The following is a 13,113-nucleotide window of genomic DNA, read 5'->3' as shown; positions in this document are numbered from 1 at the left end:
CCGCCCGTGCCCAGCCACACCTTCGTCCTGAACGGCGCACCCGTCACCGTCGAGGCACCCGCCGACATGCCCCTGCTCTGGGTGCTGCGCGACAAGCTCGGCGTCACCGGGCCGAAGTACGGCTGCGGGGTCGGCGTCTGCCGCGCCTGCACCAGCCACCTGGACGGCGCCGAGATCCAGCCGTGCGTGGTCCCGGTCGCCGACTGCGCGGGCCGCGAGGTCACCACCATCGAGGGCCTGGCGGACGACGACACCCTGCACCCCGTACAACAGGCCTGGCTGGACTGCGACGTCGCGCAGTGCGGCTTCTGCCAGCCCGGCCAGATCATGACCGCCGTCGCACTGCTGCGCCGCACCGCCCACCCCACCGACGCGGACATCGACCGGATCGAGAACGTCTGCCGCTGCGGCACCTACGTCCGGATCCGCGAAGCCATCAAGAAAGCCGCCGCCAACGGTGCCTGACCGGCCGTCAGGCGATCTTGTGCGAGCACCGGCGATGATCTACAAACGACCCCGTCCGCGGCACGGCGCCGCGGACGGAACGGGGACCCCAGCAGATTCGCCACCATCGGCACCGCACTGCTCGGCGACGACCCGGCCGCCGGCAGCGCCTTCGACACCGAGCACTTCGGCTTCACCCCGCTGGTGGACCTCGGCTGGTACATCGGCCTGCACCACCCCGAGCACCCGCGCTACGTCATCGACCCGGTGCAGCGCGGCAACCAGGCGATGCCGGCCTCGTTCCGCGGCCTGCCGACCGGCGGCCTGTGCCTGGCCTTCCTGGTCGAGGAGGCCGCGCAGCGTGACGAGCCGTGGGGGCAGCGCCGGTTCAACGTCCTCGGCCCCGAGGGCGTCCTGATCGAGGTGGTGCAGCCCATCGCCCCCGACCCCGAGTGGCCCGGCCGGCAGACGGCCGGCACCCCGGCCTGAGCCCTGTGGCCTGAGCACTGTGGCCTGAGCACGCCGGTCCGAGCGCGCCGGCCCGAGCGCCGCGGATAGGATCCACCGCGACGTCCCCGACCGCAGGAGGGCTGGCGCCATGGCCGCGACCGCTCCGCTGTACCTCGTCCTTCCCGGCTACCAGGGCTCCGGACCCGGGCACTGGCAGACCCGGTGGGAACGGGAGCGGCCGGACCGCTTCCACCGGGTCGAGCAGGCCGACTGGGACCACCCGCTGGTCGGCGACTGGGTGGCCGCCCTGGACGCAGCGGTCACCGCCGCCGGACGCCCGGTGGTGCTGGTCGCCCACAGCCTCGGCTGCGTCACGGTGGCGCACTGGGCGGGCGGCGCGCCCGCATCGGCGGCCTCGGTGACGGGCGCCCTGCTGGTCGCACCCGCCGACATCGACACCGCCGAGGTACCGGAGCTGGTCAACTTCCGCCCCGTCCCGCAGCGTCCGCTGCCCTTCCCGAGCACGGTCGTCTCCGGCAGCGACGACCCCTGGTGCACACCGGACCGGGCCCGCGCGTTCGCCGCCGCCTGGGGCGCACACTTCGTCGACCTCGGCCCGTACGGGCACATCAACGCCGACTCCGGGCTCGGGTCCTGGCCCGCGGGGCGCGCCCTGCTGGCCGACCTCGGGGAGCCGGGCCGGGCGGTTCAGGCGTAGTAGGAGGCGACGCCCGGCTGGCCGGTGAAGTTGGGCCCGGCCGCCGGGTCCGCCCCCAGGTACTCGAACGCGAAGCGGAGCTCCCGGTGGCCGTCCAGCGTCAGCAGGTGACGGCGCGGGCGGTACGCGAAGCCGGCGGCCCGCAGCGCGGCCAGGACCGGACGGGCGGCGCTGCCGCCGTCGGCCCGGCGCACCGAGGCCGGGTCGAACTGGGCGGCGAACAGGCCGTCGGGGTTCAGCCAGCCGGCCGCCCGGGCGAGCAGCCCGAGCTTGTCGCCGAGGTAGTGCAGGCCGTGCACACAGGTGATCAGGTCGTAGCGGCGGGCCGGCGTCCAGTCGGCGAGGCTCGCGGTGACCAGGTCGACGGCGGGCGAGACCGGGACCTGCCCGAGCGGGCCGACCAGGTCCACCCCGGTCAGCACGGCGTCCTCGGGCAGCCGGCCGGCCGCCGCGAACAGCGCCCGCGCCTCACCGCTGCACAGGTCCAGCCAGCTCACCGGGCCGGACCTGGCGAGCAGCCAGGCGGCCGGGTCGAAGCCAAGTTCGCGGGCGTAGCTGTTGACGCCGGTGAGGGTCCGCTCCCGGTTCATGGTCCGGTTGGCGACCACCGGGGAGCGTTCGAGGTCGGCGTCGGGGTGCAGGATGGCCATGGCGATCACGATAGGACTTGCCCGGACCGCCCATGCCCACCGGGTCGGAGGCCTTTGGCGAGCGGCCGCACGACCGCACGACCGGACGACCGGACGACCGCACGACCGGCGGGCCGGGTCAGCCGGACCAGGCGAGGCGGACCGCGAGGAAGGCCACCAGGCCGTAGCCCAGCGCGTAGGTGGCCTGCCGGGCCCGCCCGCCCAGGCGGGCCACGCCGAACGCCCCCGCCGCCGCGACCAGCTGCTGCCACAGCAGCGAGGCGGCGAACACCCCCGCGACGAAGACCGCGCCCGTCGCGCCGCCCCTCAGGCTGCTCCCCCGGGCGGCCGTGAGCGCGGTGAAGTACAACGCGGTGGCCGGGTTGACCACGGTGAGCAGCCCGAACCGCAGGAAGCTGCGCGCCGCCGAACCGTCCCCCGTGGCCGGCCCGGCCCCGTCGGCGGTGGCCGCGCCCGCGCCGCGCAGCGACAGCAGCCCGCGGACCGCGATCACCGCGAGCAGGGCGGCCGACACCAGCCGCACCCAGCCTCCGGCACCCGCGAGCAGCCGGGCCACCTGCGGTCCGAGCAGCACCGCGACCGCCGCGTAGAGCGCGTCCACCAGCGCCACCGCGAGCGCGCCGCCCGCCGCCGGCCGCCAGCCCCGGCCGCCCTCCTGGAGCAGCAGCACGCCGATCGCACCGACCGGTACCGCCACGCCCAGACCGGCCACCGCGCCGTCGGCGGCCGTCGTCATCAAGGATCCGAACATCGCGCCAGGGTGACGCACACCCCGGGCCCGGTGCACCTGCTTTTCCCGCGGACCTGCCCCGCCGGGCGGCCGGTCGGCTAGGGTCCCTCTCCAGGCCGCGTCCGGCGGCACGGACCGGTTCCGAAAGATTCGGAGCGATTTCTGTTATCGGCGGGCGGCCGCCGGATCTCCCAATACGTGAGGGAAACACCGGGAAGGCTGGCACAGAGGTGAACCGAGCAGTGGAGACCGACCGCAACCTGGACGGCGGCCGCACGGCGGCGCTGGTCGGCCGGGCGAGGAGCGGCGACCGGCAGGCGACCGCCGAGCTGCTCGCCGCGCACCTCCCGCTGGTCTACAACATCGTCGGGCGGGCGCTGGCCGGGCACCCCGACACCGACGACGTGGTGCAGGAGACCATGCTGCGGGCCGTGGACGGCCTGCCCGGTCTGCGGGACCCGGCCGGGTTCCGCTCCTGGCTGGTGGCCATCGCCATGAACCAGATCCGCCGCCGCTACCGCGACGCCGTCCCGGCGGGGGCGGACGGTCTGTACGAGGCGTACGAGGTGCCGGATCCGGCCGCCGACTTCGTCGGGCTGACCATCGTCCGGCTGGGCCTGTCCGAGCAGCGCCGCGAGGTCGCCGAGGCCACCCGCTGGCTGGACGAGCAGGAGCGGGAGCTGCTGGCGCTGTGGTGGCTGGAGGCCGCGGGCGAGCTGACCCGCGCCGAACTGGCCGCCGCCGCGGAGCTCTCCCCCCAGCACGCCGCCGTGCGGGTGCAGCGGGTGAAGGAGCAGTTGGAGACCGCCCGGGTGGTGGTCCGCGCGCTCGCCGCGCCGCAGCCGTGCTGGCAGCTGGCCGAGCTGACGATGCACTGGGACGGCATACCGAGCGCGCTGTGGCGCAAGCGGTTCGCCCGGCACGCCCGCGAGTGCGGGTACTGCTCGCAGGCCCGGCACGGACTGGTCCCGGCCGAGGGGCTGCTGGCCGGTCTCGCCATGGTGCCGCTGCCGGCCGGGTACGCCGACCAGCTCGGGCTCGGGCCGCTGATCGACCTCGGGCACGGGGCCGGCCACGGCCCGTACGACGGCGGCCACGGGTCCGGCGGGTCCGGTTCGGCCGGCGGGCGGGGTGCCCACCGGCGGGCCGGGAGCCGGCGCCGGGCCAGGCCGAGGAGCGGCGCGCCGATGAAGGTGCTCGGCGCGGCCGTACTGACGGCGGCGGTCGCCGGACTGACCGCGAGTGTGATGCCGGGCTCGTCGCCGAACACCGACGCCGCCCAGGAGCCCACGGCCGCGACCCGGCTCGACACGGCGGGCGAGGCCACCCCGAGCCAGGAGCCGTCGGGGAGCCAGCCGGCCTCGCCGTCCGCGTCGGCGCCGACCAGCACCTCCCCGAGCCCCTCTGCCGCGCCGAGCAGCGCCGCGCCGTCGCCCGCGCCGGTGAAGACCACCCCCGCGCCGAAGCCGAGCGCGACAGCCGCGGTGCCGCCCGCCTCCCCGCCGAGCGCGGACACCGTCCAGCAGGTGATCGACCTGGTGAACGCGGAGCGCGCGAAGGCGGGCTGCGGTCCCGTCAAGGCCAGCACCAAGCTGCAGGAGGCGGCCCAGAAGCACTCTGACGACATGGCCGCCCGCGGGTTCTTCGACCACACCAACCCGGACGGCGCGGGGCCGCAGCAGCGGATCGACGCGACCGGGTACAAGTGGAACACCTGGGGCGAGAACATCGCCCGCGGCCAGCGCGACGCCGCGGCCGTGATGGACGCCTGGATGCACAGCGAGGGGCACCGGGCCAACATCCTCAACTGCGCGTTCACCGAGCTCGGCGTCGGGGTGCACACCGGCACCGGCGGGCCCTGGTGGACCCAGGACTTCGGCAAGCCCGCCTGACCGGCGGTGCCCTCCGCCCCGGTGGCGGCCCGGCCGTGGGGCCGGTCCGCCACCGGGAGCCGGGCGCTCAGGCCGCCCGGGCGACCAGCGTCATCGGCAGGTGGTCCGGGTGCGGCATCGCCGCCATCGCCTCGCCCGTGACGTGGCCTGGCACCGGCCGCAGCCGCCAGCGGCTCAGCACGGTGGCCAGGGTGATGGTCATCTCCGCCTTCGCGAAGGCGTCGCCGATGCACTGCCGGGAACCGGCGCCGAACGGGATGAACGCTTCCCGCGGCAGGCCGGCCCGTCGCTCCGGCAGCCAGCGGTCCGGGTCGAAGCGGTCCGGGTCGGCGTAGACGGCCGGATCCCGGTGCACCGCGTACAGGCTGAACGCGACCTCGGTGCCCGCGGGAACGGTCGCCCCGCCGAGCCGCACCGGCGCGAGCGCCCGCCGCATCAGCAGGGTGACCCCGTGCAGCCGGACCGCCTCGTCCAGCACCTGGCGGGTGTAGGTGAGCTTGGCGACGTCCTCGAAGGTGACCGGCCGGTCGCCGACCACGGTGTCGATCTCCTCCAGCAGCCGGGCCTCGGCCTCGGGGTGTTGGGCGAGCTCGTGGAACGTCCAGGCCAGGGTGGAGCCGACGGTCTCGGTGCCGGCGAACAGGATGGTGACCAGTTCGTCGCGGACCTCGACGTCGTTCAGTGCGGCACCGGTGTCGGCGTCCCGGGCGGCCAGCAGGGTCGACAGCAGGTCGGCCCGGCTCTCGTGGTCGCCGCCGGACCTGCGGGTGGCCGCGATCACCTCGTCGATGACCGAGCGCAGCCGGGCCGCGGCGGCGTCGAAGCGGCGGTTCGGCGCGATCGGCAGGCGGTCCAGGAACTGCGGGGAGACGGCCCGCAGCAGCATGTTCTTCAGGATGACCGGCACGTCGCGGCGGACCGCCTCGATGGCGGGCCGGCCGATGTCGGCGGAGAACATGGTCGCCGCCAGGGTGGCCACCGAGAACTCGCCCATCACCTGCTCGACCGCGATCCGCCGGTCCGGTTCCCAGCCCGCCACCAGTTCCTGCGCCTGACGGCTGATGGTCTCGCAGTAGCCGGCGATCCTCCGGTGGTGGAACGAAGGCTGCATCAGCCGCCGGTGCGGCAGGTGGACCTTGTTGGTCGCCGTCGCCAGGCCGTCGCCGACCATCGGGCGCATCCGGTCGAACAGCCGGCCCTTCTCGAAGCTGGTGCCGTGTGTGACCATCACGGCGTGCGCCAGTCGGGCGCTGGTGACGAAGACGACGGGCAGGGTGCCCAGGTCGACCCGGACCACCTCGCCCTCGCCGGTCAGTGACTTCACGAACCCCAGCGGGTCGCGCCACAGCGGCCAGACATGGCCGAGCAGCGGAAGCCCTCCGGGCGCGCGCGGGATCGACTGCAGTTCGGCTGCCACCCCGGCACTCCTTTCCGGATGATGTCTGTGGGGGATGTCCCGGGGCGCCGGCGGCGTCCCGGGCGGCGCCGGGTCAGGCGGTACGGCGGGCCGCGGTGGGGCGCAGCTCGTAGACCGGGGAACGGCGGGCCGGGGCGGCCGCCGGCAGGGCGTCCTCGCGGGGCAGCAGGTCCCACCACCAGGCGACGGCGGGGATGTCCAGCGGCTCCGGGCTGCTGTCGGTGGGGGTGTCGCGGAAGACCGCCGGCAGGTCGGCCGGGTCGTCGGGGGTGGTGTACCGGCGGGAGCTGATGCCCCAGTCCTGGGCGCCGCGGATGAACGCCTCCAGGCTGGCGAGGTAGCGGCGCAGCTGCGGGCTGCCGGTGCGGCGCAGGTCCGCGCAGAGGCGGACGAACAGGCACAGCACCCGGTCCCGTTGGGCGATGGCGCGCTCGACGGCCTCCTCGGTGGAGATGCCGTGGGCGTGCTCCAGCACCCGGATGGCGTTCAGGTAGTAGCCGCCGGTGCGGCTCTCCTTGTGGTGCGAGAACAGGTCGTTGTCCCAGCAGATGACGAAGTACGCCATCTCGGCGGCGGCCCGGACGCTGGTGCGGTCGCGTTCGTGGGGCTGGAGCTCGTAGCCGTGGCCCATCTCCAGCAGCGGCAGGACCACCGAGGTGGCGCCGTCGTAGATCCGCATCAGGGTGTAGTCGTTGAGGTCGGGGACGGTGCCCTGGCTGCGGTGCTCGGCCTCCCAGACCACCGAGAGGAAGTACTCGCGCAGTGCGTCCACCCAGCGGGCCACCTGTCCGGCGGTGCCGTGCTCGGATATTCGGGCCCGCAGGTCCCGCAGGCCGCAGGCGAGCGCGTCGTCCAGCAGCATGGGCGCTTCGGGGTTCTGAGCCACTCTCAGGAGTCTGGACAGTGCGCCGAGGAGTTCGCCCGGTCGTCTGCTGAGGTCGCCCTCCTCGCAGTAGCCGTCGTCGACGCCGAACAGCCAGATCACGAAGTCGGCGAGGATCTCGACGACCTCCTCCCGCCCTTCGGGAAGAATCCGTGCGGCGAATGTGCCAATATTGTGGTCCACCAGATGGCTGCGCAGTTCGGGCGAACCTATCGCGAACTTGCCTGCCCAGCCTGCGGTGTGCCGGTCGACGGCCTCGTGTCGGGGGTGGATGGCTGCTCGGTAGGGGGAGTAGATCGGCGGTACCGCCGTCAGCCCGCGCGCCATCGAAATCTCGGTCAACTTATGGCTCTCCCAGTCCGCTCGGGTGCCGGGCACGCCCCCGTACGGCCGGCCGAAATGGATCACGTAAGAACACCGGCACATGGCATCCCGCGTCAAGGGCTGCGACCCGCCAATTGACCAGAACCTGCCAATGGACTGGCTGGATCACGACCCCCGCACCCGCTGCTACCAGCAGGTACGGGGGCCGGTCCGGTCAGCGGCCCCGCAGCCTGGCGGTGAGCACGCTCCACCAGTGCCGACGCGGCTCCTGAGGGGCCGTCGCCCGATCGTCCGTCATGGGCTGTGCCTCGAAGGACGCCTCGAACTGCCCCTCGAGCCGTCCCTCGGGCTGCCGCCGGCCCGTCGGTGCGCCCGGCGCCGGGACGGTGGCCGGCTCCACGAGGGGTGCCGCCGTGGCAGCCTTCGGCCGGCGGGCGGTGAACTCGACCGGCAGTTCGGCCAGGTGGCGCGACAACCAGGCCGAGTTCCAGCGCAGTTCGTCCTCGGACACGGCCAGCCGCAGGTCCGGCAGCCGGGCCAGCAGGGTGTCGATCCCGGCCTCGGCGATGGCCCGGCCGACGTCCTGGCCCGGGCACTCGTGCGGACCGCTGCTGAACGCCAGGTGCGAGCGGTTCCCGTACAGCGGTTCGTCGAGATCCGGCCGGATCTGCGGGTCGACATTGCCCGCCGCCAGGCCCAGCAGCAGCATGTCGCCGGCCCGGATCCGGCGGCCGCCGAGCTCGGTGTCGCCGGTGGCCCAGCGGCCGGGGACGGCCGACAGCGGCGGCGAGTCCCACAGCACCTGGTCCAGCGCGTCCGGCAGGGTCATGTGACCGCCCGACAGATTGGCTCGGAAACGACGGTCGGTGAGCACCATCCGCAGGGTGTCCGCGATCAGGTTGACCGTGGTCTCGTTCGCGGCCACCAGGATCAGCCGCAGGTGCTCCATTACCTCCTCGTCGTCCAGCCCGGCCTCGTGGTGCAGCAGCCAGGACGGCAGGTCGGCGCCGGGCGCGGTGTGCTTGCGCTGGACCAGCTGACGCAGCGTCGCCACCACGTACTCGTTGCTGGCGACCGCGGTCTCGGTGCCCTTCATGAGGTCCCGGGCCGCCTCCACCAGGCGCGGACCGTACTCCTCGGGCATCCCCAGCAGCTGGGTCATCACCAGCATCGGCAGGTGCTCGGCGAACTGGCTGACCAGGTCCGCCGTCCCCGCCGCCGCGAAGCCGTCGATCAACTGGCCGGCGAAGCGGGTGACATGGCGGCGGACCCCGCGCCGGTCGAACATCTCCAGGCTGTCGGTGACCGCGCCGCGCAGCCGCTTGTGCTCGGCACCGTCCGCGAACACGCACAGCGGCTGCCAGCCGACCATCGGCAGCAGCGGGGAGTCCGGCGCCACCTGGTTGTGCTGGAACGCCGTCCAGCGGCGGGAGTCCCGGGAGAACCGGGACGGGGTGCGGGCCACGTCCAGGTTCTCCCGGTGCCCCAGCACCAGCCACGCGGGCAGGTCGCCGTGGAGCAGGACGGGCGCCACCGGGCCGTGCTCGGCCCGCAGCTTCTCGTACAGGCCGGACGGGTCGGCCTCGGCCTCGGGGCCGTACAGCCTGCGTATGCCGTCGGGGCCGAGGCCGTGCGCCGGGCACCCGGGGGGCGGGGTGAGGGCGTGGTCGGCAGGGACTGGGGAGGTCACGGTCTCTCCGGATTGGTGAGCGAGTAGAGGTAGCGCATAAGTGACATCAGGACATCGCGTCCGGACTCACGTCTGCGGGCGTCGCACCCGACTATCGGCACCTCGGCCGGCAGGTCCAGTGCGGCGCGGAGCTCCTCGACGGGGTAGGAGGGCGACTCCGAGAAGGTGTTGACGGCCACCACGAACGGCACGCCGCGCTCCTCCAGCCGCCCGATCACGTCGAAGCTGACCTCGAGGCGACGGGTGTCGACCAGCACGACGGCGCCGAGCGCGCCCTCGAACAGGCCGTTCCACAGGAACCAGAACCGCTGCTGGCCAGGGGTACCGAAGAGGTACAGCACCAGCTCGTCGTTGATGCTGATCCGGCCGAAGTCCATCGCGACCGTGGTCGCGGTCTTCCGCTCGACACCCGCGTTGTCGTCGACGTCGGCACCGGCCTGCGTCATCGTCTCCTCGGTGGTCAGCGGACGGATCTCGCTGACGGCACCGACCAGGGTCGTCTTGCCGACCCCGAACCCGCCCACGATGACCACCTTGACGGCGGTGGCGGCCGAGGCGGGGAGTATGTCCTCGCTCCGCGGCCCCGCGAACGGGCCCGGGGCGACGACCGTGTCAGAGCTTTTGAAGTCCATGCATCACCGCCTCAATCAGGGCACGGTCGGGAAGAAGGGCCTTGGGAACGGGGGCGCGTGCCTCCACCCGCTTGTCCGCCAGCAGGTCGGCGATCAGCACGGTGGTCGCGCTCATCGGCAGCCTCAGGTACGCGGAGACCTCCGCGACGGACAGCGGGTAGTGGCACATCCGCAGGATCGCCGCGTGCTCGGGCTGCATCGACGGATGCGGCTCGGCACGCGCGACGATCAGGGTGACCAGGTCGAGCGCCGCCCGCTGGGATAAGCCTCCGCGGCCCCTGGTGATGACGTACAGCCGCTCGGGGTCACCCTCGTCCCACTCCTGGTCCGGGTCACTCATGCGTCCTGCTCGCCGTTGCGCGGCGGGGTGCTCAGATGGCCGCCGATCCGGGCCACCAGGTCGCGCATCCGCTGGCCCATCAGGCCCGCGTCGACCCCCTCGTCGGCCAGCACCGCGAGGTAGGCCCGGGCGCCCGCCGCCATCAGGTAGAAGAAGCCGCCGCCCATCTCGATCACCACCAGCCGCATCCGGCCGTCCCCGTGCGGGAACTCGGTGGCGACCGCGCCCGCCAGGCTCTGCAGACCGGCGCAGGCCGCCGCCAGGCGGTCGGCGGTGTCGGTGTCGGTCCCGTACTGCGCCATCCGCAGGCCGTCCGAGGAGAGCACCACCACGTGCCGCGTCTGCGGGACGCTGTCCGCCAGATCCTTGAGCATCCAGTCCATGTTGGCCCGCTGCTGAATCACTGCTCACCCTTACCTGACGACTGGTCACTTTCTCGGCCCACCGGCACGGTGTCCGACCCCGGGCCGTTCACCCCGCTCTGGAAGGCGGCCAACCACATACCGGGCTGCGTCGCACCGGCATCCGGCTCGGCGGCCCGCGGGGCGACGACGGCCACCGGGGCGGGGCCGGCCACGACGGCACCGGGGGCGCTGCGACGGCGGCGCTGCGGCAGCCCGTTGGCGGTCCGCTCGCTCACCTCGAACGTCTCCTCCTCGCCCGACAGTGCGGGAACGGCGGCGTGGCGGGGACCGGCCACCCTGGCAGGTGCCGGGGCGGCGGCCGCCACGGCCGGACGGGGGCCGGAGGCGGCACCGATACCGTGCGCCCGCCCGGTCGCCGGCGCGGTGGTGATCAGCTCCTGCGGCACGATCAGCACCGCCCGCACACCGCCGTAGGCCGACGGCCGCAGCGAGACCTGGAAGCCGTACGCCTGCGCGAGCCGGCCGACCACCGCGAGACCCAGCCGGGGCGTCTCACCGAGGTCGTTCAGGTCGATGCCGGCCTGCGCCTCCTTGAGCATCCGCTCGGCGCGGGCCCGGCCCTCCTCGCTCAGGCTCAGGCCGCCGTCCTCGATCTCGACGGCGATGCCGGTCTGCACCTCGACCGCGGTCAGGTGCACCCGGGTCTGCGGCGGCGAGTAGCGGGTCGCGTTGTCGAGCAGCTCGGCCAGCGCGTGGATCAGCGGCTCGACGGCCGGGCCCACCACGGCGACCTCGGAGACCGGGTGCAGGTCGACCCGCTGGTAGTCCAGGATCCGCGAGACGGCGCCGCGCAGCACGCTGTAGAGCGGCACCGGACGGCTCCACTGGCGGCCCGGACGGGCGCCGCCGAGCACCGCGATGGAGTCCGCCAGGCGGCCCACCAGCGCGTTGCCGTGGTCGAGTTGGAGCAGGTCCTCGAAGACCGCCGGGTCGTTGCCGTGCCGGTCCTCCATCTCGCGCAGGTCCTGTGCCTGACGGTGCACGATGGCCTGCACCCGGCGGGCGATGTTCACGAACGCCCGCTGGGCGGACTCGCGCAGGCCCTCCTCGGCGTCGACCGCCTCGAGCACCGAGCGCAGCACCGCCTGCCGGGCTGCCTGGAACTCCGGAGTGACCGAGCCGTCGTACAGCTCGGCGCCCCTGAGCACGTCCTCGACGAACTCGCCCTGCTGCAGCCGCGCCACCGCCTGCGGTAGCAGCGAGGCGGCCAACTGGGCGGTCTGCGCCTCCTGCTGGGCCAGCCGCTGACGCAGCTCGGTCTCCTGCCGCCGGCCGGTGTCGCGCAGCGCGGCCAGTGCGCGGCCGCGCCGGGCCGCCTCGGCCGCCACCAGGGCCACCGCCAGGGTGGCCACCGCGCCGCACAGGGCGACGGCGGTCCGTGCCGCGGGGTCGACCACCGACGTCGCGACGGCCGCGGCCGCCACCACTACCGCCGTGGGAAGGAGCCAACCGAGAACCGGAGCTGGGCGCCGGTCTCCGGGTGACGATCCAGCACGAAGCATCAGCGTCCTCAAACGATCGAAAGGTTATGGAACGACGAGCGAAACGGGCCGTCAGCAGCTCGGCCGACGGAGGTGTCGCCCGACCCGGGTCCCGGGTGCGACCGTGCCGACCGGGTGCCATTGGTGCAGCACGCTGGGCCGGGAGCAGCATAGCCGGTTCTTCGGATCATCCTGACACTGCCTCAACAAGGCCTGGAATTATCCGTCTTGTCGTGCCGAGGACTCACCTGCGGAGATGCGGCGGGTCGTGGACAGAGCATCGCCTGTCATGGACCCGTCGAGCGCCGCAAACCATTATGTCCTACCGGCGTTCCACCATGCCCTCCTTTCAGCTTTCGCGGGGAACCTTCACACGGCCTTGGCACGGCATTAGCGGGACCTTTCCGCCCGGCACCCGGCGGTGGGGCCGATGATGACGGCCGATCAGAGGACGGCCAGGACTCGGTCAGCCCACGGAGCATCCGCGCGGCAGAACGCCACCGGGGCGGTCACCGTCCGTCCGGGCCTTCACTCTGGCCGCCCGGGCCCGGCCGTTCCGGACCGATCCGGACCGATCACCGGCCGACCGACCCGGGCCCTGCCCGGGATGCGCGAGGGGCGGGTTGTGCGCGGCGACCGGCGGATGCTGGCGGCCGCACGCCCCCGACGGTTCGGCCCCGCTCGGCGGACGGCCACCTCCTCCCCTTGGCCCGCGCCCCCTTCGTACGGACGGTCGCGTGGCGTACCGGCATCCGCATCCGCTCGTCGCCCTGCACGCCCGCGTCCGCGTCCGCGTCCGCCCGGCCGGGACTCGCTCGGCGCGTCCGGCCCGGCCCCTCCTCCGGGGGCCGCTTGCCGGTGAGCCACGCGTGGCTGCCGGCCGCCTCACCGGATGCCCGGCCTTCGGGCCGCGGACCGATGGAGGCCGGGCCCCGAAGTCTCCCTCCGCCATGGCGGGATGACGCCTGGTCGGGACCGCTCGGTGCGGCCGGTGAGGCCTGCGGTGCGGTCTGCGGTGACAGGAACCCCCTCCCGAC

General features: G+C 73.9%; 13 protein-coding genes. 4 read left to right on the top strand and 9 right to left on the bottom strand.

Features of this window, described 5'->3' with window-relative positions; all coding sequences use genetic code 11:
- Nucleotides 1-6: 6 nt before the first annotated feature.
- The 3 genes from AB0D08_RS10255 to AB0D08_RS10245 all read left to right on the top strand — a co-directional run bounded on the left by AB0D08_RS10255 (nt 7) and on the right by AB0D08_RS10245 (nt 1,612).
- Nucleotides 7-465, top strand: coding sequence for a (2Fe-2S)-binding protein (locus AB0D08_RS10255; protein WP_359887558.1), 459 nt, complete (start codon nt 7-9; stop codon nt 463-465).
- Nucleotides 466-648: 183 nt separating this feature from the next.
- Entirely contained in the window at nt 649-933 is a 285-nt protein-coding gene (locus AB0D08_RS10250) for a hypothetical protein (RefSeq protein ID WP_359887555.1), read from the top strand.
- 109 nt (nt 934-1,042) lie between these two features.
- A complete protein-coding gene (locus AB0D08_RS10245) occupies nt 1,043-1,612 on the top strand; it encodes an alpha/beta fold hydrolase (protein WP_359887552.1) in 570 nt (189 codons plus the stop codon).
- Here the strand turns inward: AB0D08_RS10245 and AB0D08_RS10240 are convergent.
- Both AB0D08_RS10240 and AB0D08_RS10235 read right to left on the bottom strand, forming a co-directional pair.
- Nucleotides 1,603-2,262 (bottom strand): class I SAM-dependent methyltransferase, encoded by a 660-nt coding sequence (locus AB0D08_RS10240; protein WP_033821538.1) that lies wholly within the window; start codon nt 2,260-2,262, stop codon nt 1,603-1,605. The genes AB0D08_RS10245 and AB0D08_RS10240 overlap by 10 nt on opposite strands.
- A gap of 118 nt (nt 2,263-2,380) precedes the next feature.
- Nucleotides 2,381-3,013: a lysine transporter LysE gene (locus tag AB0D08_RS10235; RefSeq protein WP_359887549.1), complete on the bottom strand. Its 633-nt coding sequence runs from the start codon at nt 3,011-3,013 to the stop codon at nt 2,381-2,383.
- A gap of 209 nt (nt 3,014-3,222) precedes the next feature.
- Between AB0D08_RS10235 and AB0D08_RS10230 the strand changes: the two genes are divergently transcribed.
- Nucleotides 3,223-4,884 carry a sigma-70 family RNA polymerase sigma factor gene (locus tag AB0D08_RS10230; protein ID WP_359887546.1) on the top strand — a complete coding sequence of 554 codons (1,662 nt, stop codon included), beginning with the start codon at nt 3,223-3,225 and terminating at the stop codon, nt 4,882-4,884.
- A gap of 67 nt (nt 4,885-4,951) precedes the next feature.
- Here AB0D08_RS10230 and AB0D08_RS10225 read toward each other — a convergent pair whose 3' ends face one another.
- The 7 genes from AB0D08_RS10225 to AB0D08_RS10195 form a co-directional block, all read right to left on the bottom strand.
- On the bottom strand, nt 4,952-6,301 hold the full coding sequence (locus AB0D08_RS10225) for a cytochrome P450 (protein WP_359887543.1): 1,350 nt from the start codon (nt 6,299-6,301) through the stop codon (nt 4,952-4,954).
- 73 nt (nt 6,302-6,374) lie between these two features.
- Nucleotides 6,375-7,511, bottom strand: coding sequence for a selina-4(15),7(11)-diene synthase (locus AB0D08_RS10220; RefSeq protein ID WP_359887625.1), 1,137 nt, complete (start codon nt 7,509-7,511; stop codon nt 6,375-6,377).
- Nucleotides 7,512-7,722: 211 nt separating this feature from the next.
- Entirely contained in the window at nt 7,723-9,198 is a 1,476-nt protein-coding gene (locus AB0D08_RS10215) for a cytochrome P450 (RefSeq protein ID WP_051812853.1), read from the bottom strand.
- Nucleotides 9,195-9,830, bottom strand: a complete 636-nt coding sequence (locus AB0D08_RS10210) for an ATP/GTP-binding protein (protein WP_359887540.1) — start codon at nt 9,828-9,830, stop codon at nt 9,195-9,197. Before AB0D08_RS10210 ends, AB0D08_RS10215 begins: the two co-directional genes overlap by 4 nt.
- Nucleotides 9,811-10,170 carry a DUF742 domain-containing protein gene (locus tag AB0D08_RS10205; RefSeq protein ID WP_033821527.1) on the bottom strand — a complete coding sequence of 120 codons (360 nt, stop codon included), beginning with the start codon at nt 10,168-10,170 and terminating at the stop codon, nt 9,811-9,813. The genes AB0D08_RS10210 and AB0D08_RS10205 overlap by 20 nt, the downstream gene beginning before the upstream one ends.
- Entirely contained in the window at nt 10,167-10,574 is a 408-nt protein-coding gene (locus tag AB0D08_RS10200) for a roadblock/LC7 domain-containing protein (protein ID WP_033821528.1), read from the bottom strand. The genes AB0D08_RS10205 and AB0D08_RS10200 overlap by 4 nt, the downstream gene beginning before the upstream one ends.
- Nucleotides 10,571-12,097, bottom strand: a complete 1,527-nt coding sequence (locus tag AB0D08_RS10195) for an ATP-binding protein (protein ID WP_033821529.1) — start codon at nt 12,095-12,097, stop codon at nt 10,571-10,573. The genes AB0D08_RS10200 and AB0D08_RS10195 overlap by 4 nt, the downstream gene beginning before the upstream one ends.
- Nucleotides 12,098-13,113: the final 1,016 nt, after the last annotated feature.

This window comes from Kitasatospora sp. NPDC048540 (assembly GCF_040651175.1).
GTDB lineage: Bacteria > Actinomycetota > Actinomycetes > Streptomycetales > Streptomycetaceae > Kitasatospora.
Note: the sequence above shows the minus strand (reverse complement) of the source record. Positions and strands in the feature narration are given on the sequence as shown.

What these genes read in the sequence shown, in the direction of transcription:
- AB0D08_RS10245 (WP_359887552.1), top strand. Translation starts at nt 1,043, where the DNA reads ATGGCCGCGACCGCTCCGCTGTACCTCGTCCTTCCCGGCTACCAGGGC.
- AB0D08_RS10240 (WP_033821538.1), bottom strand. Translation starts at nt 2,262, where the DNA reads ATGGCCATCCTGCACCCCGACGCCGACCTCGAACGCTCCCCGGTGGTC.
- AB0D08_RS10235 (WP_359887549.1), bottom strand. Translation starts at nt 3,013, where the DNA reads ATGTTCGGATCCTTGATGACGACGGCCGCCGACGGCGCGGTGGCCGGT.
- AB0D08_RS10220 (WP_359887625.1), bottom strand. Translation starts at nt 7,511, where the DNA reads ATGGCGCGCGGGCTGACGGCGGTACCGCCGATCTACTCCCCCTACCGA.
- AB0D08_RS10210 (WP_359887540.1), bottom strand. Translation starts at nt 9,830, where the DNA reads ATGGACTTCAAAAGCTCTGACACGGTCGTCGCCCCGGGCCCGTTCGCG.
- AB0D08_RS10205 (WP_033821527.1), bottom strand. Translation starts at nt 10,170, where the DNA reads ATGAGTGACCCGGACCAGGAGTGGGACGAGGGTGACCCCGAGCGGCTG.
- AB0D08_RS10195 (WP_033821529.1), bottom strand. Translation starts at nt 12,097, where the DNA reads ATGCTTCGTGCTGGATCGTCACCCGGAGACCGGCGCCCAGCTCCGGTT.